This window comes from Nocardioides sp. AX2bis (assembly GCF_902506435.1).
In the GTDB taxonomy this organism is placed as follows: domain Bacteria; phylum Actinomycetota; class Actinomycetes; order Propionibacteriales; family Nocardioidaceae; genus Nocardioides.
In genome coordinates this window covers 3,227,957-3,245,558 of record NZ_LR733215.1, presented here as the reverse complement: position 1 = coordinate 3,245,558, position 17,602 = coordinate 3,227,957, and the positions used below count along the sequence as shown (strand labels likewise).

The following is a 17,602-nucleotide window of genomic DNA, read 5'->3' as shown; positions in this document are numbered from 1 at the left end:
CGGATCACCATCCGGGGAGGACGAGGGCGGCCCACACCAGCAGCGGGCCCGCGAGGGTCACGATCACGCTGTAGGTGAGGATCTGGCGGTAGTACGTCTGCTCGCCGATGGAGTCCGGCCGGTTGGCCAGCATCAGCGCGCCGTTGGTGGAGAAGGGGCTGACGTCGACGATGGTCGAGCTCACGGCCAGCGCGGCGACGAACAGTCCTGCGGAGATGTTGCCCGAGGCGATCAGCGGGATCGCGATCGGGATGATCACCGGCAGCAGCGCGGTGGACGAGGCGAACGCCGAGGCGACCCCGCCGACGTAGCAGAGGATCAGCGCGCCGATGGCGGCCGCGCCGAGCCCGGCGGCCCACAGGCCGACGGCCTCGGGGGAGCCGGCGGTGGTCAGGATCGTGGCGTAGGTGCTCACGCCGGCCACCAGCAGGACCGTCGGCCAGGCGATCTGCTTGACGGTGTCCTTGTACTTGTTCGGCGAGATGATCGACAGCACGACCGCCGCGGTGATCGCGGCCAGCCCGATGTCGCGGTCCAGGCCGAGGGCCACGCCGGCGACGGCGACGAAGGCCAGGATCGTCAGGACGTGGTCACGGGTGCTGCCCAGGGTGGCGGGGTCGACCGTGGTGACGGTGCCGGAGGGGGTGCCGCCAGTGGTGGCGCCGGAGGGCGCGGTGCCGGTGGTCGGCGTCGCGCCGGTCCCGGAGACGGCGCTGCTGCGGTCGCGGTGCAGCGGCCCGTCGTGGTGCGGGCTGGCCAGGGCCTCGTCGCCGGCCGTTATCCGCATCGACATCAGCTTCGTGCCGCCGAGGGCGAAGAAGAGGACGGCGGCGAGCAGGATGTTCACCACGAGGCTGGACAGGAAGATCGTGATCGAGGCGTCGCCGAGGCCGTTCTCGATCATCACCGAGTTGGTGATCGTGCCGTAGATGCTGATCGGCGAGAACCCGCCGGCCTGGGCGCCGTGGACGACGAACATGCCCATCATCAGCGGGCTGATCTTGTAGCGGCCGGCGAAGCCGAGCGCGATCGGACCGATGATCGCGCAGGCCGCCGGGCTGGCCGCGCCGATCGAGGTGATCAGGGCCGTCACCGCGAACATCACCCAGGGGATGAAGGCCACCCGGCCGCCGACGAGGCCGAGCGACTTGCGCACGATCAGGTCGACGGTGCCGTTCTGGCGCGCGATGGCGAACAGGTACGTGACGCCGATCAGCGTCAGCACCAGGCTGGCCGAGATGCCGCCGAGGATCTCGGCCTCGTCGAGGCCGAGGGCGTACATGCCCACGAACCAGGCGGCGACGTAGGCCAGGGCGCCCATGTTGATCGGCAGCACCGTGCCGACGACGAACAGGGCGACGAGCGCCAGGATGGCGACCCACTCGGGACCCATTGGTTGTTCCTTCCGTGCGAGGAGCCCGGGGACGGTGGTGCCCGGGCTGTCCTGACCGGGGGGACCGCGGGAGGCGGTCGGCCTGTGACTGGGGTCACCCGGTGGATTAGTGGCCTAGCCAATAGGCAAGTGATCCATCTGTCAATAGGGTGCGGCCATGGCATCCCTGCCCGACCGGTCCTTCCCCCAGCGCGTGAGCCGGGCCCGGCTCTACGAGCAGGTGGCCGCGCAGATCACCGACTGGATCGCCGCGCAGGACCTCGCCGCGGGCGACCGGCTCCCGGCCGAGCGTGAGCTGGCGACCCGGCTGGGGGTCAGCCGGGCCACGCTCAGCCAGGCCCTGGTCGCCCTCGAGGTGGTCGGCGTGGTCGCGGTGCGGCACGGCGACGGCACCGTGGTGACCGAGCGGGGCGTCCGTGGGGCGGCCGCCGGCCGGGCACCGCTGGACGAGCCCGCCGGCGAGATCGCCGACGGGATCGCCGACGGGATCACCGACGAGATCACCGAGGCGATCCGCGCGCACGCCGACCGGCTGCCCGACGTGATCGACGCCCGGGACGCCCTGGAGACCAAGCTCGCCGCGCTGGCCGCGCAGCGTCGTACGGCCGAGGACCTCGCCGTCATCGACGAGGCGCTGGCCGCGATGGCCGCCGACGTCGAGGCCGGCGGGCGCGGGGTCGAGGGCGACGAGCTCTTCCACGCCGCCGTGACGGCCGCGGCGCACTCGCCGCTGCTGGAGCAGATGATGCGCACGATCAGCACGCTCATCGCCGAGACCCGCCTCGAGTCGCTCTCCCAGCCCGGCCGCCCGCGCGTCTCCCTCGCCGGGCACGGTGCCGTCGCCGAGGCGATCCGGCTCGGCGACCCCGAGGCCGCCGCCGCGGCGATGCACGCCCACGTCGGGACGGTCAGCGACGTGGCGCTGCTGCGCGGGGACACGTGAACCCGGTCCTCCGGTGAACCCGGGCGACCTCTCCGACGTCCTGCTCGTCCTCGTCGCCGGTCTCGGGGCGGGGCTGATGATCTCGACGATCGGCGTGGCCTCGCTGGTCAGCTTCCCGGTGCTGGTCGCGGTCGGCCTGCCGCCGGTCGTGGCCAACGCCTCCAACACCGTCGGGCTGGTGCCGGCGGGGCTGTCGGGCTCCTTCGGCTACCGCGAGGAGCTGCGGGAGAACCCGGCCGCGACGCTGCGGGTCCTGGTGGTCTGCATGGTCGGTGCCGCCGGTGGGGCGTGGTTGCTGCTGCTCCTGCCACCGGGTGTCTTCGAGGTCGTCGTGCCGTGGCTGATCCTCTTCACCTGCCTGCTCGTCGGCGTCCAGCCGTGGCTGGCGGGCTGGCTCCGCCGGCGGCAGGGGCCGGACGCGGCGCCGCGCGAGGAGATGGGTCCGGTGACCACCGTCTTCGCCACCCTGACCGGGGTCTACGGCGGCTACTTCGGCGCCGGGTCCGGCGTGATGATGGTGGCCGTGCTCGGGCTCGGCACCGACCTGGAGCTGCGGGTGGTCAACGGCCTCAAGACGCTGGCCATCCTGGCCAGCAACGTCGTGGCCACCGTGGTGTTCCTGGTCTTCGCCGAGCTCGACTGGGCCGCGATCGGGCTGCTGGCGGCGGGCTCGGTCGGCGGCGGGTACGTCGGGGCGCGGATCGGCCGGCGGCTGCCGCCGACGGTGTTCCGGGTGCTGGTGGTCGTCGGCGGCGTCACCGCCGCCGTGCTGCTGATGTGACCGCCCGCGGGGGCGGTGCTTGGGCGGGAGGGTGCGGCGGGTGCTGTCGTACTGGCGCACTTGCAGACTTGTGACACGTTCACCGCCGACAATCAGCAGGAACCACGCAATTGCGCCCGTACGACAACCCGCGCCCCGGCCCCGACCAGCCGCACCGTCACACGTCGTCCAGCGGCAGGACGACCTCGCCCCCGACGTCGACGCGTCCGGCGGCCAGCGCCGCCCGGTAGGCCGGCACGTTCTCGGCGTGGATCGTGCCGAGCAGGTGCTGGTCGTCGGGCATCGGCAGCGCCCTGGCCAGGAGGGTCGACAGGTGCCGGCCGTGGCCGGCGCCCCGGAACGGGTGGTCGAGCAGGAGCTCGACGACGGTTGCCCCCCGCAGTCCGCGGCGGGCGTCGGGCTCGGCGGCCACGATCCCGGCCCAGGTCCCGTCGACGCGGACGTCGTGCAGCAGCCCCAGCTCCGCGAGCTCGCGCAGGTCGTCGCGGGCCTCGCAGCGGGTGTGCCGTGCGTGGGCGGGGTCGCGGGCGACGTGCTCGCCGTGGATCCGCTCGTACTCGTCGTAGAAGGCGGTGTCGCGGCGCCGGGTGGTGCTCAGCGACGGCGGCACCGACCGCGCGCGGAGGTCGCCGAGGCGACCGGCGACCTGCCGCATCTCGGGGCGGCCGCCCGGCCAGGCCGCGACCCCGGCGAGGTCGTCGGCCGTGGTGAGCAGGACGAACCCGGGGGCGAAGGCGCCGAACTCGGTACGGGCGATCTCGCGCAGCGCCCCGGCGTCCCCGGGCCGCAGCACGCGGTCGGAGGCGGTCACCCCGACGAAGGGCAGGTCGGGGTCGCGCCCGAGGTAGCGGGGCCCCGCCAGGACGTGGCCGCCGGTGGTCAGCGGCAGCCACCGGTCGAGGTAGGCCGCGGCGGGCTCGCCGCTCTGCGGCGCCGCGTCGGCGTAGCTGCGGGCGTGGTCGAGGTCCTGCGCCGCGGTGCAGAGCCAGAAGCGCAGCTCCTCGGCCAGCGCCGTGCGCCGCTCGTCGGCGCAGACCCGCCGGCGCACCCACGGGTGCAGGCCCTCGTCGGCCGTGGCCACGAGGGTGTCCAGCGCGGGCAGCGCCGCGCGGCGGGCGGGGTCGGCCAGGTCCATCGTCCCACCGTGTCTCCTCCGGCGCCGGGTGGCAAGAGCAGCGGTGCGGGGGTGAGGGTCGGCGGTCGTCGTGCTGGCTAGCGTCGGGAGGTGACCAGCCTGCGCCCAGACCTGCCCTGGTACGACGACTCCGACCCGGGCGCGGACCCCGGTCGTGGGCGGCCCGTGCTGGTGCTCCTGCACGCCTTCCCGCTCGACTCGACCACGTTCGACCGGGTGCTGCCGCTGCTGGTCGACACGGTGCGGGTCCTCCGGGTGGACCTGCCCGGGCTCGGGCGCAGCGTCGACCAGGCGGTCGGCGAGCCGTCCGTGGTCGCGATGGCGCGCGCCGTGCTGCGGGTCCTCGACGACGCGGGCGTGGACCGGGCCGCGGTGCACGGGGTGTCGACCGGGGGGTACGTCGCGCTGGCCCTCGCCGACCTCGCCCCCGAGCGGGTCACCGCGCTGCTGCTCTCGAGCACGACGCCGTGGGTGGGGCAGCCCGACCTGCCCGCCGACCGCCTCGCGGTGGCCGGGGAGCTGGAGCGGCGCGGCGACACCGAGCCGGTGGCGGACTCGGTCAAGGGCGGGCTGGGGGAGAGCGCGCAGGGGGAGCAGCCCGACCTGGTCGGGCTGGTCGCCGGGATCATCGAGGCGGCCGACCCGCGCGGGGTGGCGTGGGTGGCGCGGGCGCTGGCGGCGCGCACCGACACCAGCGCGGTCCTCGCGGGCTTCGCCGGGCCGGTGCTGCTGCTCTACGGCGCCGAGGACACCGAGGTGCCCCCCGGGACCGTCGACGAGATGGTCGCGCTGCGCCCGGCGCCGCTGGTCACGAGCGTGGAGGTGCTGCCCCGTACCGGTCACCTGCTGGCGCTGGAGCGCCCTGCCGAGGCCGCGCGGGCACTCCTGGCGGTCGCCGGCGAGGGCTGAACCAGGTCAGGCGTCCGGATGGAGGGCCCGGACGCGGGTGGCGCCGACGTCGACCCACCGGGCCAGCTCGGCGTCGTCGGCCAGGCCGGCCGCCTCCACGAGCAGCCACCCGGTCATCGTGCTGCCCCGCATCTCCATCGGAGCGGTGTGGGCCTCGCCGAGCAGGCCGTCGGCCGGGTCGTGGCGCACCATCATCGCCCCGTCGCCGGCGCCGCTGACCGCGACCGCCATGCGCCCGTCCAGCAGGAACGCCAGCCCGCCGAACATCCGCTTCTCGCTCCAGCCGGGTCGGTCGGCGAGCAGGTCCCGCACCCGGGCGGCCAGCTCCACGTCGTACGCCATGGGTCCACCCTGCTCCCTGCGGCGTGGGGGCGGAAGGGTTGTCGGTGCTCGCGCCTACCGTCGTCGGGGTCCGGTCGGGGTGACCGGGCACCGACCCTGGAGGCGACATGGGGCACGAGGACGAGCACGACGCGCAGGACCGGACCGGCGACGACGACGGGGGCTTCGACGCCGCGATCGAGGCCGCGTGGTCCCGGTTCCGGGTACGACTGGCCGACCGGGTCGACGAGACGGAGACGGGCGGCGCGGTGAGCCTGTTCGCCCCCGAGCTCTCGCAACGGATCGGACGTCGTCCGGGTCTGGGGATCCTGGTCGCCGTGGACGACGTGCTGACCCTCGGGATCGACGTGCACGAGGGCCACCGCGAGGAACGGCTGCCGCGCGACCAGGTCGACCGAGCAGCGGCGCGGGCGGTGCAGGTGCTGCGAGACGAGCTGGTCGTGCTGCACCCCAGCATGCTGCTGGCCGAGGGGCTGGAGCACGACCCCGCTGCGCCGCTCCCGCGCACCGGCCAGGGCGAGGACCCCGCTGCGGGGGAGGGTGGCCCGGCCGACCCGGCCGACCGGGTCACCACGCCCCACGACCGGGATCACCTGCAGGAGCTCGTCGACGACGCGCTCGGCCGGATGCTCGGCGAGGTGCGCCACGACGCCGAGGGCGACGTGCCGATCCGCGACGGGCGCAGCGTGTGCTGGGTCAGCGTGCGGGAGGACCGGCCGGTGGTCGAGCTGTTCGCCGAGCTCGTCCACGACCCGACCGACCCCGACGCCGTACGCCGTGAGGTCGCGCTGCTGAACGAGGAGCACGACTCCTTCAAGTTCGTCGCCCGCGGCAGCGCGGTGGTGATGCGCCTGGAGGTGCTGGCGCTGCCGTTCTGCGAGTCGCACCTCGTCGTGGCCGCGCGGCTGTTCACCTCCGTGATGGACGACGTCGCGCGGCGACTGGTGGAGCGGGTCGGGGGAAGCCGCTTCCTCGACGACCCCGAGGAGCCCGAGGAGGCTGAGGCGACCGAGCCGGCCCCGGTGGACCCGGTTGCGGCAGCGGCGCCCGCGGCGCCTGGTCCGACGGTGCTCGATCTCGGCGGGCTCGAGGTCGCCGGCCTCGTGGAGCTGCTGGTGCTCGGCCCGGTCCGCCCCGCCACGGTGGCCGGGCTGTTCGGGCACGACCGCCACCAGATCATCCGGCAGCTGGTCCTGCTCCGCAGCGGGTCGGCCGGGGCGGCCGGCCTGCGGGAGCACGCCGAGGGCGCCGGGCTCGACCTGGAGCTGGTCCTGACCGCGCTGCGCCAGGCGCTGCGGCTGGTCTCGGACGGCCCGCGTCCGGGCACCGGCGACGTCGCCCGCCGTCGGCGCAGCATCCAGTCCCCGCTGGTGGCCGAGGTCGATCCCGGGGAGGACACCCTCGACCTCGGGTGGGCGACGTGAGGACTGACGCCGTGGACGACCTCGCCGCCACGCTGGGGTGGGAGGCGCGCGACCTCGCCGACGTCATCGGGGCCGGCTGGCGGCTCAGCGAGGCCGTACCGTCCCACGACTTCGACGCGGACCCGTCCGGCGGTCTCGACCCCGACGACCTGGTCCCGATGGACGTCACCCCGTGGCACGTCGCGGGCGAGCCGCCGCAGCTGATGGTGCGGGCGTTCTACCACGGCGTGTTCCTGGCCAGCCCGGAAGGCGTCTGGGCCGGTGGCACCCACGGGCTCGAGCACCGGCCGGGCCCGCCGGTCTACGTGCCCGCGGACGAGCTCGCCGACCGCGGGCCCGAGGTGGTCCGGGGGATCGTCACCGGTCGCCGACGGTCCTTCCGCTGGTGCCGCTACTGCCGGAGCCCGCAGGCGCCCGAGACCAGGTTCGAGCCCGACGTGTGCCACGGCTGCGCGTCCTCCTGGCTCGGCGTCGTCTACTGAGACCCGAGGAGGTCGCCCGATGACCACGTTGTCGCTGGTGCTCACCGCCGACACCCATCTGCCCCGCCGCGCGAAGGTCCTGCCCGGCGAACTGCTGGAGGCGGTGCGTGCCGCCGACGTCGTCGTGCACGCCGGCGACTGGGTCGACGAGGCCACCCTGGACCTGCTCGAGGAGTCCTCGCAGCGGCTCGTGGCCTGCTGGGGCAACAACGACGGACCCGGCCTGCGCGCCCGGCTGCCCGAGGTGGCCCGCGCCGACCTCGACGGCCTGCGCCTCGGCGTGGTGCACGAGACCGGGCAGAAGCTGCGCCGGGAGGAGCGGATGGACGCGACCTACGACGACGTCGACGTCCTGGTCTTCGGGCACAGCCACATCCCCTGGGACACCACGACCGCGCGCGGGATGCGCCTGCTCAACCCGGGCTCGCCCACCGACCGGCGGCAGCAGCCGTACTGCACCTGGATGAGCGCGACGGTCACCGACGGGGACCTGGCCGACGTCGTGCTGCACCGGCTTCCTCCCCGCCGGCCCGGGCGGGACCGCGCCTGACGGCTGCGGCGTCAGGAGCCAAGTGCGTCGACGACCACTCGGGTCGCATCGGCGACGAGGGCGTCGTCGGTCGCCGCGTCCGCCTCGTCGTGCGTGGTCATCACCGCGACCAGGACCGGGTCGCCCCCGGGCGGTCGGACCACCGCGACGTCGTTGCGCGTGCCGTAGCCCGCGGACCCCGTCTTGTCGCCCACGCGCCAGCCCTGCGGCACCCCGGCCCGGATCAGCGCGTCCCCGGTCTCGGTGCGACGCATCGTCGCCTCGAGCAGCCGGCGGTCGGCCGCCGGGAGCACGTCGCCGAGGACGTAGCGCCCCAGCGAGGTCGCCAGCGCCCTCGGTGTCGTCGTGTCGCGGGGGTCGCCCGGCACCGCGGTGTTCAGGTCGGGCTCGCGCCGGACGACCTCGGTGGTCCGGTCGCCGACGTCGTCGACGAGCGCGGCGTCCAGCGCCCCAGGTCCGCCGACGAGGTCGAACAGCAGGTTGCCGGCGGTGTTGTCGCTGACGGTGATGGCCGCGTCGATCAGCTGCCGGACGGTCAGGCCGTCCTCGACGTGCAGCTCGGTCACGGGGGAGTACTCGACCAGGTCCTCCTCCGTCCAGCGCACCCGCTCCCTTAGCTCGGGCCGGCTCAGGTCGTCGAGGACCGCGCCGGCGGCCAGGGCCTTGATCGTCGAGGCGTACGCGAACCGCTCGCCGCCGCGGTAGGCGACGCTGCGACCCGTGCCGGTGTCGACCGCGTAGACGCCGAGGCGGGCGTCCCGCTCCTCCTCGAGGGCGGCGAGGCGGCCGCGGACGGCCGCGGCCGGGTCGGCGGCCGCGGGGCTGCTCGCGGAGGGGGTCCCGTCGGGGCTGGTGGTCGGAGAGGCAGTCGTGGAGGGCGGGCGCGGCGCGTCGTCCGTGGCGCAGGCGGCGGCCGGGAGCGCCACGGCTGCGGCGGCGGCGAGGCCGGCCGCGACCACGGACGGGCGACGGGCACGGGTGGGGTGCGGGGTACGCGTGGGGGTCATGCGAGCAGCCTGCGCGAGCACGACGATGCGGTCCAAGACCGTTGTGCGCAGGTCCATGCAGATCGTGCATAGGGTGGCGGCGTGGACCTCGTCGCGGCCTGCCAGGCCTTCGTCAGCGTCGCCGAGCGCGGCAGCTTCACCCACGGCGCGGCCCGGCTCGGGGTCTCGCAGTCGGTTGTCAGCCGCCGCGTCGCGGCCCTCGAGGCGCACCTCGGCGGCCGGGTCCTGGACCGCGACGGGCGGCGCCCCGCCCCCACCGTGCTCGGCAGCCGGGTGCTGCCGACCGCGCGGCGCCTCGCCGACCTCGCCGAGACCCTGGCGCAGGACGCGGAGGAGGCGCACCGGGTGGCGTGGCCGCTCGCGGTGCCGCCGGGGTGGGACGTCCGCGACCTCGCCGGCATCGACCTGGCCGGCCGTGACCACGACCTGCCGGTACACGTCGTCGAGGCGCCCGCCCGGCAGCGGCCCGAGCTGCTGGCGACCCGCTCGGTGCACGCCGCGCTGCTGGCCCGACCGTCGGCGGAGGCGACCTGGCGCGTCCCGCTGGGGCTGGCCGTGGCCACGGCCGGTCGCACGGTGCGGCACCTGGAGGACCTCCGCAGCACGCGGCGCGGGTCGGGCGGCCGCGGCGTGCGTCTCTGGCTGGTCGAGGAGGACGACGTCCCGCACGTGCGGGACCGGGTGTCCGCGGCTGCCGACGCCGCCGGCCTCGCGCCGACCCAGGTCGCGCTCGCCCCCTCCGCCGGTGCTGCGGTCGGGGCGGTGCTGGCGTCACGGGACCTGCTGCTCGCCTCGGCGCAGGAGGCTTCCCGCTACGACCTGGTGTGGTCCCCGCTCGCCACGCCCGCACTCGAGCGCGGCTACGTCGTCGCCGCCGGGGTGCCCGCCGACGCCGACCGCGTCCGCGCCGCGCTCGGTCCCGCCCTGGCCCGGGCGGCGGGAGCGTCGTGACCGGCGCCGAGCGGGTGCTGCGGGCGGTGGCGCAGGACCTCGACGACGCGGGTCTCACCGGGTGGTGCCTGGCCCGCGACCTCGGCACCGGGGAGGAGGTCGGGACCGGGGCGGACGTGCCGGTGCCGCTGGCGTCGCTGGTCAAGGTGCCGCTGGCCCTCTGCGTGCTGGAGCGGGTCGACGCCGGCGACCTGGACGGCGCCGGGCCGCTGCTCCTCGACGCCCGCGACGCCTCCCTGCCGGGCGGGGTGGGGTCGAGCCGGTTCGCCCACCCCGCTCGCGTGGCGCTCGAGGACGCGGTCTACCTCTCGGTCGCGCTGAGCGACAACGTCGCCACCGACGCCCTCTTCGCGCTGGTCACGCCCGAGGAGGTCACCGCCCGGCTCGTCGCGCTGGGGGTGCGGGACCTCGACGTGCGGCACCCGATCGGCGACCTGTCGCGCACCCCGGCCGAGGCGCTGCCCGAGGACCCCGACCTGGCCCACGCCCTCGCGGCGGCCGGTGGCACCGCGGGCGGCGGGCACCGGGTGCGGCAGCTCGACACGTCGCGGTCCAGCGCCGGCACCGCGCGGGCGATCGTCGACCTGCTCGCCCTGCTGTGGTCGCAGGACGGGCCGGTGGTGCCCGAGGTCGCCGCGCACGTGCGCCGGCTGATGGGCGAGAACGTGCACCGCCAGCGGTTGTGGCCCGACCTCGCCTCGGACGCGGCCACCTGGTCGTCCAAGACCGGGACCCTGCTCAACCTGCGGCACGAGGCCGGCGTGGTCGAGCACGCCGGGGGAGAGCGGTACGCCGTCGCGGTGCTCACCGAGTCACGGGTGGCCGCGGCCGTCCAACCGGCGGCGGAGGCCGCGATGGGGCAGGTCGGCCGGCGGCTGCGCGACCACCTGCGCGCCGGCCGCGCGTAGGTTGGCGGCGTGGACGACCCCCGTCCGGCCCTGCTCGCCGACCGCGACCGCACCCTGCGACGCCTGGCCGGGCTGCAGGAGGACTACGCCGAGGTCGTCGACGCCTCCCGCGACACCAACGCCGACGACGAGCACGACCCCGAGGGGCACACGATCGCCTTCGAGCGCTCGCAGACCGGGTCGCTCGTCCAGCAGGCCGTCCGCCACCTGGCCGCGACGGAGGCAGCGCTGACCCGGGTCGAGGCCGGGACGTACGGCACCTGCACCACCTGCGGCGAGCAGATCGACCCCGCACGGCTCGAGGCGCGCCCGGCGGCGCCCACCTGCCTGCGGTGCGCCGCCGGCCCGACGCGTCGCTAGGACAGCGAGGGCCGGATCGTCACGCCTGGCCGCCCAGGGCGATGTTGAACATCCAGCGCTGACCGAACCGGTCGGTGAGGTCGCCGTACTCGTCGCCCCACATCTGCTTCTCCAGCGCCATGTGCACCGTCCCGCCCTCACCGAGGCCCTCCCACCAGCGGTGCAGCCGGTCGACGTCGTCGCCGTTGAGGCACAGGTGCGTCTGCTCGCCGCGCACGACCGCGCCCATCTCGGGGGTGCGGTCGGAGGCCATCAGCACGAAGCCGTCGTCGGTCACCAGCTGCGCGTGCATGACCAGGCCGGCGGCGTCCCCCTCGGCCCCGTAGTCGCCGAAGGTCATCACGTCCAGCGTGCCGCCGAGCACGGACCGGTAGAACTCCATCGCCTCGCGGGTGGCGGTGTCGAAGTTGAGGTAGGCGTTGAGCTGCACGGACACGGGTGCCTCCTGGGCGGGTCGGGACAGGACGTCGTCGGGGGTACCGACCACGGGCGGCACCGCGACTCATCGGTGGTCGGTGCGCTCCAGGGCCCCGTCGACGAGGTCGGCCAGGGGCGCACGCACCGGCACGCCGTGGCCGGGCACCAGCACGTCCGCCGGGACGTCGCGCAGGTCGCGCAGGGACGACCTGACGCCGTCCGCGTCGTGGTGGAAGATCCCGGGCAGCCGCTGCGGCCCGTCGTGACGGCACAGCGGGTGGCCGGTGACCAGGGCGTCGCCGCTGAACAGCACGCCGGACGACGGCATCAGGAAGGCGGTGTGGCCGGTGGTGTGGCCGGGGGTCTCCACGGCGACCAGGCGCCCGGGTGCGTCGACCGGGCTCTCGCCTGGGGCCGCCTCCACCCCGGCGAGCCGCATCCCGACGTGGGGCCCGACCGCGCGCAGCGTCTGCCCGACCCACCGGGCGCCGGCGGGGGTGCGGGTCTGGGCGAGCAGCCGGCGTACCGAGACCTGCTCGAGGCGCTCGCGGTGGGCGTGCGCGACCTCGTCGGCACCGGTGACGACCCGGCAGCCCGAGCGTGACTGCACGTGGGGGATGCCCCCCATGTGGTCCAGGTGGGCGTGGGTCAGCAGGACGGCGACCACGTCGGAGGGACGTCGCCCGACGGCCTCGATCGAGGCGATCACCGCGCCGGCGTCGAGGGGGTACCCCGCGTCGACGAGGGTGACCTCGCGACCCTCGGTGACCACGGCCCAGTTGACGTTGGTGCCGGTCACGACGTGCACGTCGTCCGCCACGCGCGTCAGCTGCACGGTCCCCCTGCCCATGGGTGCACCGTCCCACAGGCGGCGCGCCGGCCCGTAGCCTGCGACGGGTGCAGTGCGACTACTTCGACGCCGGGGCCTGCCGGTCCTGCACGTGGATGGGCCGGCCGTACGCCGACCAGCTCGCCGCCGTGCACGCAGCCGCCGTCGCCGCGCTGGGCCGGCACCCCGGCCTGGTGTGGGAGGAGCCCGTCGCGCGGGCGGAGGAGGGCTTCCGCAACAAGGCCAAGATGGTCGTCGGCGGCACCGTCGAGCAGCCCACGCTGGGCATCCTCGACCGCGCCGGCCACGGGGTCGACCTGCGGCACTGCGGCCTGCACGAGCCGGCGCTGCACGACGCGCTGCCGGTGCTGGCTGCGCTGGTCACCCGCGCCGGGCTGGTCCCGTACGACGTCCCGACCCGCCGCGGCGAGCTCAAGCACGTCCTGGCCACCGTCGCCCCCGACGGTGCGCTGATGGTCCGCTTCGTGCTGCGCAGCACCGAGTCCCTGCCGCGGCTGCGCAAGCACCTGCCGTGGCTGCACGAGCAGCTGCCCGGCCTGGTCGTGGCGTCGGTGAACCTGCAGCCCGAGCACAAGGCCGTGCTCGAGGGGCCCGAGGAGGTCCTGCTGACCGAGCAGTCCACGCTGCCGCTGCGCCTGGCCGGCCTCGACCTACGGCTCCGCCCGCAGGGCTTCTTCCAGACCAACACCGCCGTGGCCGCGGCGCTGTACGCCGAGGCGGCGGCGTGGACGCGGGACCTGGGAGCACGCAGCGCCTGGGACCTCTACTGCGGTGTCGGCGGGTTCGCGCTCACCCTGGCCGGGGCGGGCGTGCCGGACGTGGTCGGGGTCGAGCTCAGCGCGGAGGCGGTGACCGCCGCCCGGGAGAGCGCGGACCGGGCCGGGCTGGACGGGGTGCGGTTCGAGGCCGGTGACGCGACGGCGTGGGCCGCCGCGCAGGAGCACGCCCCGGACCTGGTCGTGGTCAACCCGCCCCGGCGCGGGATCGGCGCCGACCTCGCGGCCCGGCTCGACGGTGCCGACGCACGGCACGTCCTCTACTCCAGCTGCCACAGCGGGTCGCTGGCCCGCGACCTCGACGCGATGCCGTCGTGGGAGCCGGTGCGCGGGCGGGTCTTCGACATGTTCCCGCAGACCGCGCACCACGAGGTGCTCGTGCTGCTGCGCCGGCGGTAGCGCGGGGGGGCCGGCCAAGGCGCGAGTCGTGTGCCCGAGGACGGTCCCTGGGCCGTGCTCAGGCACACGACTGCGTCGGGTCGGGTCAGCAGCCCAGCCAGACCGGTCGGCGGCGCGAGTCGTGTGCCCGAGGACGGTCGCTGAGCCGTGCTCAGGCACACGACCCGTCGGCCGCGACAGAACGGGGGCCGGCCGAGGTGCGAGTCGTGTGCCCGAGGACGGTCCCTGGGCCGTTCCCAGGCACACGACTGCGTCGGGTCGGGTCAGCAGCCCATCCAGACCGGCGTCAGGCTGGACCCGCCGTCGGGCAGCCGGACCCAGCGGTACCCGAGCTCCACGGCCACCTCGCGGCCCTCGCGCAGGCAGGGCGGCGTCCCCTCGCCGTGCTCGCTGCCCGCGGACCACACCAGCGCGTCGGCGTCGAGCCCGAGCACGGTGCCGTCGTCGCCCTCGAAGCTGGCCAGGCCGTTCGCGGGCTCCTGCAGGAGCACCGTGCCGCTCTCCACCGTCAGCGGCACGTCGCCCCACGGCAGGGTCGTGCCGACCACGGCTCCGCCCACGGCGGCCACCACGACGGCGAGCGCGGCCGCGACCAGGGGCACGGGCGTGGTCGTCCAGGCAGGCAGCGGGCGACGCGGGGCGACCTCGTCCGGATCAGGCACGGGCACAGCATGCCTGCTCGGCCGCGTCAGAGGTGGCGTTCGGCGGCGTCGAGGGCGAACGAGGCCAGGCCGACCCGTGGAGCCAGCCGGGCCGCCGCGCGGGCCGGGTCGGGGTCGGCCAGCCAGGAGTAGTCGATCGCGGTGAAGCCGCTGCGCAGGAGCAGCGTCGCGGCGTACGCGCCCGCGACGTCGTCGGGACGCGGGTCGTGCCCGAGGTCGCGGTCGGGCTCGGCGAGCGCGACGGCGGCGCCGCGCGCGTAGGCGGCCAGCACGACGTCCTCGACCGCGGGGAGGGCCGCCGGGTCGAGGTGGCCCGCGTGGACCAGCCCGACGACGAGCTGGGCGAGGTCGGAGCCGAGCGGCGCCGGGGTCTGGAAGCCGGGGTCGATGGCGACGAGGTCCGCGGGGTCGTCGGCCGGCGGCACGAGCAGGTTCTGCGGGCTGGCGTCGCCGTGCGGCATGCCGTGGCGCCAGCCGGCGAGGCGGGCCAGGACCGCCTCGATCCCGGCGGCGGCGGACCGCAGCCGGGCGCGGAGGTCCTGGTGCGGGGCCAGCGCCGGGTGCGACCAGGCGTCGTCGTCCTCGAGGGGCTGGAGGCCGGTGGGGACGAGGGCGTGGCGTACCCACATCAGCAGGGCGTAGTCCTCGTCGTACTCGCACTCGTCGAGCAGCTCCCGGTCGCACATCCGGGCGTTCAGCCCGCCGAGCAGGTCGGCGGCGCGGGCGAAGCGGTCGAGGTCCCAGCCACCGCGGCCGCCCTCGGTCCCCGGCAGCACCGCGACCTCCTCGGCCCACACCGCCACCCGGTCGTCGCCGAGATCGACCAGCGCGTGCAGGTGCGGGACGCGCAGGCCGTCGGGCAGGCGGTCCAGCAGGGCGGGACGCCACAGCCCGAGCTCCTCCCGCCAGGGGAACATCGCCACGAAGTCGTCCACCGTCTCCGGCGGCATGAACGGCAGCCCGGGCCAGTGCCGCAGGTGCGCGAGCACCTTGACGAAGACCGACCAGGCGGTGCCGTCGCGGTCCCGACCACCCACCCGCAGCAGCGCGGAGGTCGCGGGCGACCCGAAGTCGTACGGGTGCGTCTCGACCGTGGTCGCGGCCGGGTCGACGTCGCGGCGCAGCATGGCGCCGAGGTCGTGGCCGGCGAGGAGGTCGTCCAGCGTCCAGCCGGTGGTCGTCGTGCTGCTCATGGGTGCCCCGCGGGGTTCGGGCCGAGATGCGAAGGTTTCCTTGCTTCTGCGACGGTAAGGTAACCTTCACATCGTGGTCAAGGGCGAGGTGGGGACCGGCGGGGACGCGCACGTCTTCGAGCTGCTGGACCGCACGCTGCGGATCCTGCGCGACGACATGCTGGCCCGCACCGCCGAGGCGGACTGGGCGTGGCTGCGCAGCTCCCAGCACCGGGTGCTGAGCATGGTGCCGACCGGCGGCATCCGGGTCGGCGACCTCGCCACCGTCGCCGGGATGACCCCGCAGTCGATGGGCGAGTTCGCCCGGGAGCTCGAGCGGCAGGGCCTGCTGCGGACCGAGCGCGACGAGGCCGACAGGCGGGTACGCCTGCTCGTGCTGACCGACGCCGGGGCCGCGGCCGCGGCCGCGGGGGACCGCGCGGTGCGCGCGATGGAGCAGGCCTGGCGCGACCGGCTCGGGGCCGCGCGCTGGGACGTGATGCGGGGGGTGCTGGCCGACCTGGCCGCCTCCGGGGCCGGTTCGGAGCAGGGCGGCGACCCCTCACCCGCGGGTGGGTCGGGCGCGCACTAGCGTCGGGACCCCGTCCGTACGACCCCCGGAGGCACCTCGTGCAGCACCGCACCCTCATCTCCTCGCAGCGCGGCCGCGAGCAGCGCGACGTCTCGGTCGTCGGGCTCGGCACCTGGCAGCTCGGGGCCGACTGGGGCGAGGTCAGCGAGGCCGACGCCCGTGAGGTGCTGCAGGCCTCCTACGACGCCGGGGTGCGCTTCCTGGACACCGCCGACGTCTACGGCGACGGCCGCAGCGAGCGGGTGCTCGGGTCCTTCCTGCAGGACCTGCCCGCCGACCACGGCGTCACGGTGGCCACCAAGATGGGCCGCCGCGCCGTGCAGGAGCCGGAGAACTACACGATCGACGCCTTCCGTGCGTGGACCGACCGGTCGCGGGAGAACCTCGGCGTCGACACCCTCGACCTCGTCCAGCTGCACTGCCCGCCGACCGCGACCGTCGAGGCCGACACCACCTACGAGGCGCTCGACGCCCTGGTCGCCGACGGCACCATCGGGGCGTACGGCCTGTCGGTCGAGACCGTGGACCAGGCCCTGGCCGCGATCGCGCGTCCCCACGTGGCCTCGATCCAGATCATCCTCAACGCCTTCCGGCTCAAGCCGCTGGAGGCCGTCCTGCCGGCGGCCCGGGAGGCCGGTGTCGGGATCATCGCCCGCGTGCCGCTGGCCTCGGGCCTGCTGAGCGGGCGGTACGACGCGTCGACGACCTTCGCCGCCGACGACCACCGCACCTTCAACCGTGACGGCAGCGCCTTCGACGTGGGCGAGACGTTCAGCGGGGTGCCGTGGGAGACCGGTCTGGCCGCGGCGCAGGAGTTCACCGCGCTGGTGCGCGAGCACGGCCCCGAGGGCGCCACGGCCGCGCAGGCCGCGATCGCGTGGGTCGCGCAGCTGGACGGCGTCTCCACCGTCATCCCCGGTGCCCGGTCGGCCGACCAGGCCCGTGCCAACGCCGCGGCCGGCGAGCTGCCCGCCCTGTCCGCGTCGCTGCAGGACGGCGTCCGGCGGATCTACGACGAGCGGGTCCGGGCCGAGGTCCACGGGCGCTGGTGACCGGCGTAGGTTTCCGCTGAAGGAGCGTGAGCACCATCGACGACTACTGCGAGCACTGTGACCTGCCGCTGAGCACCTGCGTGCACGGCAACCCGCCGGCCCCGCCGCCGGAGCCCGCCCCGAAGGCCTCCCCGGTCCGGACGACCCGCACCACGGCACGGGTGCCCGGCTCGTCCGCGAAGCCCCCGCCGCCCGCGCGGGCCCGCCGGCACACACCGGCCGCCGACCTCGAGCCGCACGTGCTGGCGGTCCTGGAGGACCTCGGCGGGGAGGCTGCCGCCGAGGACGTCATGGTCGCGGTCGGTGAGCGGATGGCCGACGTCTTCCGCCCCGGTGACCAGGAGAAGGGCCCCACCGGCGAGCTGCGCTGGCGCACCGCCTGCCGGACGGCCCGCAAGAACCTCGCCGACCAGGGCCTCCTGGTCGCCCCGTCCCCGGGGGTCTGGCGCCTCACCTGACGCCGAGATGACGCTCGCGGACAGCCGAGATGACGCTCG

21 protein-coding genes are annotated in these 17,602 nt (G+C 75.6%); 13 read left to right on the top strand and 8 right to left on the bottom strand.

Annotated elements, in window-relative coordinates:
• Positions 1 to 4 precede the first annotated feature (4 nt).
• Positions 5 to 1,393: an SLC13 family permease gene (locus GV155_RS15600; protein ID WP_160009430.1), complete on the bottom strand. Its 1,389-nt coding sequence runs from the start codon at positions 1,391 to 1,393 to the stop codon at positions 5 to 7.
• Between the two features lie 157 nt (positions 1,394 to 1,550).
• On the opposite strand from GV155_RS15600, the gene GV155_RS15595 reads away from it, so the two are divergent.
• Together GV155_RS15595 and GV155_RS15590 are read left to right on the top strand one after the other, a co-directional pair.
• On the top strand, positions 1,551 to 2,336 hold the full coding sequence (locus tag GV155_RS15595) for a FadR/GntR family transcriptional regulator (protein WP_160009428.1): 786 nt from the start codon (positions 1,551 to 1,553) through the stop codon (positions 2,334 to 2,336).
• Positions 2,337 to 2,349: 13 nt separating this feature from the next.
• Entirely contained in the window at positions 2,350 to 3,117 is a 768-nt protein-coding gene (locus tag GV155_RS15590; protein ID WP_236554355.1) for a sulfite exporter TauE/SafE family protein, read from the top strand.
• 157 nt (positions 3,118 to 3,274) lie between these two features.
• On the opposite strand, the gene GV155_RS15585 is transcribed toward GV155_RS15590, so the two are convergent.
• Entirely contained in the window at positions 3,275 to 4,252 is a 978-nt protein-coding gene (locus GV155_RS15585) for a hypothetical protein (protein ID WP_160009426.1), read from the bottom strand.
• A 90-nt stretch (positions 4,253 to 4,342) separates the two neighbouring features.
• On the opposite strand from GV155_RS15585, the gene GV155_RS15580 reads away from it, so the two are divergent.
• The gene (locus GV155_RS15580) at positions 4,343 to 5,161 is read left to right on the top strand and encodes an alpha/beta fold hydrolase (protein WP_160009424.1); all 819 of its coding nucleotides are present in this window, start codon (positions 4,343 to 4,345) and stop codon (positions 5,159 to 5,161) included.
• A 6-nt stretch (positions 5,162 to 5,167) separates the two neighbouring features.
• Here GV155_RS15580 and GV155_RS15575 read toward each other — a convergent pair whose 3' ends face one another.
• Positions 5,168 to 5,503, bottom strand: coding sequence for a TfoX/Sxy family protein (locus GV155_RS15575; protein WP_160009422.1), 336 nt, complete (start codon positions 5,501 to 5,503; stop codon positions 5,168 to 5,170).
• 107 nt (positions 5,504 to 5,610) lie between these two features.
• On the opposite strand from GV155_RS15575, the gene GV155_RS15570 reads away from it, so the two are divergent.
• From GV155_RS15570 to GV155_RS15560, 3 genes are read left to right on the top strand one after another with little or no spacing between them, the layout of a single operon-like run.
• Positions 5,611 to 6,927, top strand: coding sequence for a T3SS (YopN, CesT) and YbjN peptide-binding chaperone 1 (locus GV155_RS15570; protein WP_160009420.1), 1,317 nt, complete (start codon positions 5,611 to 5,613; stop codon positions 6,925 to 6,927).
• A gap of 11 nt (positions 6,928 to 6,938) precedes the next feature.
• On the top strand, positions 6,939 to 7,409 hold the full coding sequence (locus GV155_RS15565; RefSeq protein WP_160009418.1) for a hypothetical protein: 471 nt from the start codon (positions 6,939 to 6,941) through the stop codon (positions 7,407 to 7,409).
• Positions 7,410 to 7,428: 19 nt separating this feature from the next.
• Entirely contained in the window at positions 7,429 to 7,959 is a 531-nt protein-coding gene (locus GV155_RS15560) for a metallophosphoesterase family protein (RefSeq protein WP_236554354.1), read from the top strand.
• 11 nt (positions 7,960 to 7,970) lie between these two features.
• On the opposite strand, the gene bla is transcribed toward GV155_RS15560, so the two are convergent.
• A complete protein-coding gene (gene bla / locus GV155_RS15555) occupies positions 7,971 to 8,966 on the bottom strand; it encodes a class A beta-lactamase (protein ID WP_160009415.1) in 996 nt (331 codons plus the stop codon).
• A gap of 81 nt (positions 8,967 to 9,047) precedes the next feature.
• On the opposite strand from bla, the gene GV155_RS15550 reads away from it, so the two are divergent.
• The 3 genes from GV155_RS15550 to GV155_RS15540 are packed head-to-tail and all read left to right on the top strand — an operon-like array spanning position 9,048 to position 11,185.
• Positions 9,048 to 9,917, top strand: coding sequence for a helix-turn-helix domain-containing protein (locus GV155_RS15550; RefSeq protein ID WP_160009413.1), 870 nt, complete (start codon positions 9,048 to 9,050; stop codon positions 9,915 to 9,917).
• Complete coding sequence (locus GV155_RS15545) at positions 9,914 to 10,825, top strand: serine hydrolase (RefSeq protein ID WP_160009411.1); 912 nt, start codon at positions 9,914 to 9,916, stop codon at positions 10,823 to 10,825. The genes GV155_RS15550 and GV155_RS15545 overlap by 4 nt, the downstream gene beginning before the upstream one ends.
• 9 nt (positions 10,826 to 10,834) lie before the next feature.
• Positions 10,835 to 11,185, top strand: coding sequence for a TraR/DksA family transcriptional regulator (locus GV155_RS15540; protein WP_160009409.1), 351 nt, complete (start codon positions 10,835 to 10,837; stop codon positions 11,183 to 11,185).
• Between the two features lie 19 nt (positions 11,186 to 11,204).
• Here the strand turns inward: GV155_RS15540 and GV155_RS15535 are convergent, their stop codons facing one another.
• Together GV155_RS15535 and GV155_RS15530 are read right to left on the bottom strand one after the other, a co-directional pair.
• Complete coding sequence (locus GV155_RS15535; protein WP_160009407.1) at positions 11,205 to 11,621, bottom strand: VOC family protein; 417 nt, start codon at positions 11,619 to 11,621, stop codon at positions 11,205 to 11,207.
• 66 nt (positions 11,622 to 11,687) lie between these two features.
• Positions 11,688 to 12,452: an MBL fold metallo-hydrolase gene (locus tag GV155_RS15530; RefSeq protein ID WP_201300196.1), complete on the bottom strand. Its 765-nt coding sequence runs from the start codon at positions 12,450 to 12,452 to the stop codon at positions 11,688 to 11,690.
• A 47-nt stretch (positions 12,453 to 12,499) separates the two neighbouring features.
• On the opposite strand from GV155_RS15530, the gene rlmC reads away from it, so the two are divergent.
• Entirely contained in the window at positions 12,500 to 13,627 is a 1,128-nt protein-coding gene (gene rlmC, locus GV155_RS15525; protein WP_160009405.1) for a 23S rRNA (uracil(747)-C(5))-methyltransferase RlmC, read from the top strand.
• Between the two features lie 263 nt (positions 13,628 to 13,890).
• Here the strand turns inward: rlmC and GV155_RS15520 are convergent, their stop codons facing one another.
• Together GV155_RS15520 and GV155_RS15515 are read right to left on the bottom strand one after the other, a co-directional pair.
• Positions 13,891 to 14,289, bottom strand: a complete 399-nt coding sequence (locus tag GV155_RS15520; RefSeq protein ID WP_160009403.1) for a hypothetical protein — start codon at positions 14,287 to 14,289, stop codon at positions 13,891 to 13,893.
• Between the two features lie 26 nt (positions 14,290 to 14,315).
• The gene (locus GV155_RS15515; RefSeq protein WP_160009401.1) at positions 14,316 to 15,482 is read right to left on the bottom strand and encodes a hypothetical protein; all 1,167 of its coding nucleotides are present in this window, start codon (positions 15,480 to 15,482) and stop codon (positions 14,316 to 14,318) included.
• A gap of 73 nt (positions 15,483 to 15,555) precedes the next feature.
• Here GV155_RS15515 and GV155_RS15510 point away from each other — a divergent pair, with 73 nt between their 5' ends.
• The 3 genes from GV155_RS15510 to GV155_RS15500 are packed head-to-tail and all read left to right on the top strand — an operon-like array spanning position 15,556 to position 17,563.
• Positions 15,556 to 16,053 (top strand): MarR family winged helix-turn-helix transcriptional regulator, encoded by a 498-nt coding sequence (locus GV155_RS15510; protein ID WP_160009399.1) that lies wholly within the window; start codon positions 15,556 to 15,558, stop codon positions 16,051 to 16,053.
• A gap of 38 nt (positions 16,054 to 16,091) precedes the next feature.
• A complete protein-coding gene (locus tag GV155_RS15505; RefSeq protein WP_236554353.1) occupies positions 16,092 to 17,105 on the top strand; it encodes an aldo/keto reductase in 1,014 nt (337 codons plus the stop codon).
• 26 nt (positions 17,106 to 17,131) lie between these two features.
• Complete coding sequence (locus tag GV155_RS15500; protein ID WP_160009397.1) at positions 17,132 to 17,563, top strand: hypothetical protein; 432 nt, start codon at positions 17,132 to 17,134, stop codon at positions 17,561 to 17,563.
• Positions 17,564 to 17,602 lie beyond the last annotated feature (39 nt).

Coding starts and splice junctions, on each gene's coding strand:
- GV155_RS15600 (WP_160009430.1), bottom strand. CDS start 1,393: ATGGGTCCCGAGTGGGTCGCCATCCTGGCGCTCGTCGCCCTGTTCGTC.
- GV155_RS15595 (WP_160009428.1), top strand. CDS start 1,551: ATGGCATCCCTGCCCGACCGGTCCTTCCCCCAGCGCGTGAGCCGGGCC.
- GV155_RS15585 (WP_160009426.1), bottom strand. CDS start 4,252: ATGGACCTGGCCGACCCCGCCCGCCGCGCGGCGCTGCCCGCGCTGGAC.
- GV155_RS15575 (WP_160009422.1), bottom strand. CDS start 5,503: ATGGCGTACGACGTGGAGCTGGCCGCCCGGGTGCGGGACCTGCTCGCC.
- GV155_RS15570 (WP_160009420.1), top strand. CDS start 5,611: ATGGGGCACGAGGACGAGCACGACGCGCAGGACCGGACCGGCGACGAC.
- GV155_RS15560 (WP_236554354.1), top strand. CDS start 7,429: ATGACCACGTTGTCGCTGGTGCTCACCGCCGACACCCATCTGCCCCGC.
- bla (WP_160009415.1), bottom strand. CDS start 8,966: ATGACCCCCACGCGTACCCCGCACCCCACCCGTGCCCGTCGCCCGTCC.
- GV155_RS15530 (WP_201300196.1), bottom strand. CDS start 12,452: ATGGGCAGGGGGACCGTGCAGCTGACGCGCGTGGCGGACGACGTGCAC.
- GV155_RS15515 (WP_160009401.1), bottom strand. CDS start 15,482: ATGAGCAGCACGACGACCACCGGCTGGACGCTGGACGACCTCCTCGCC.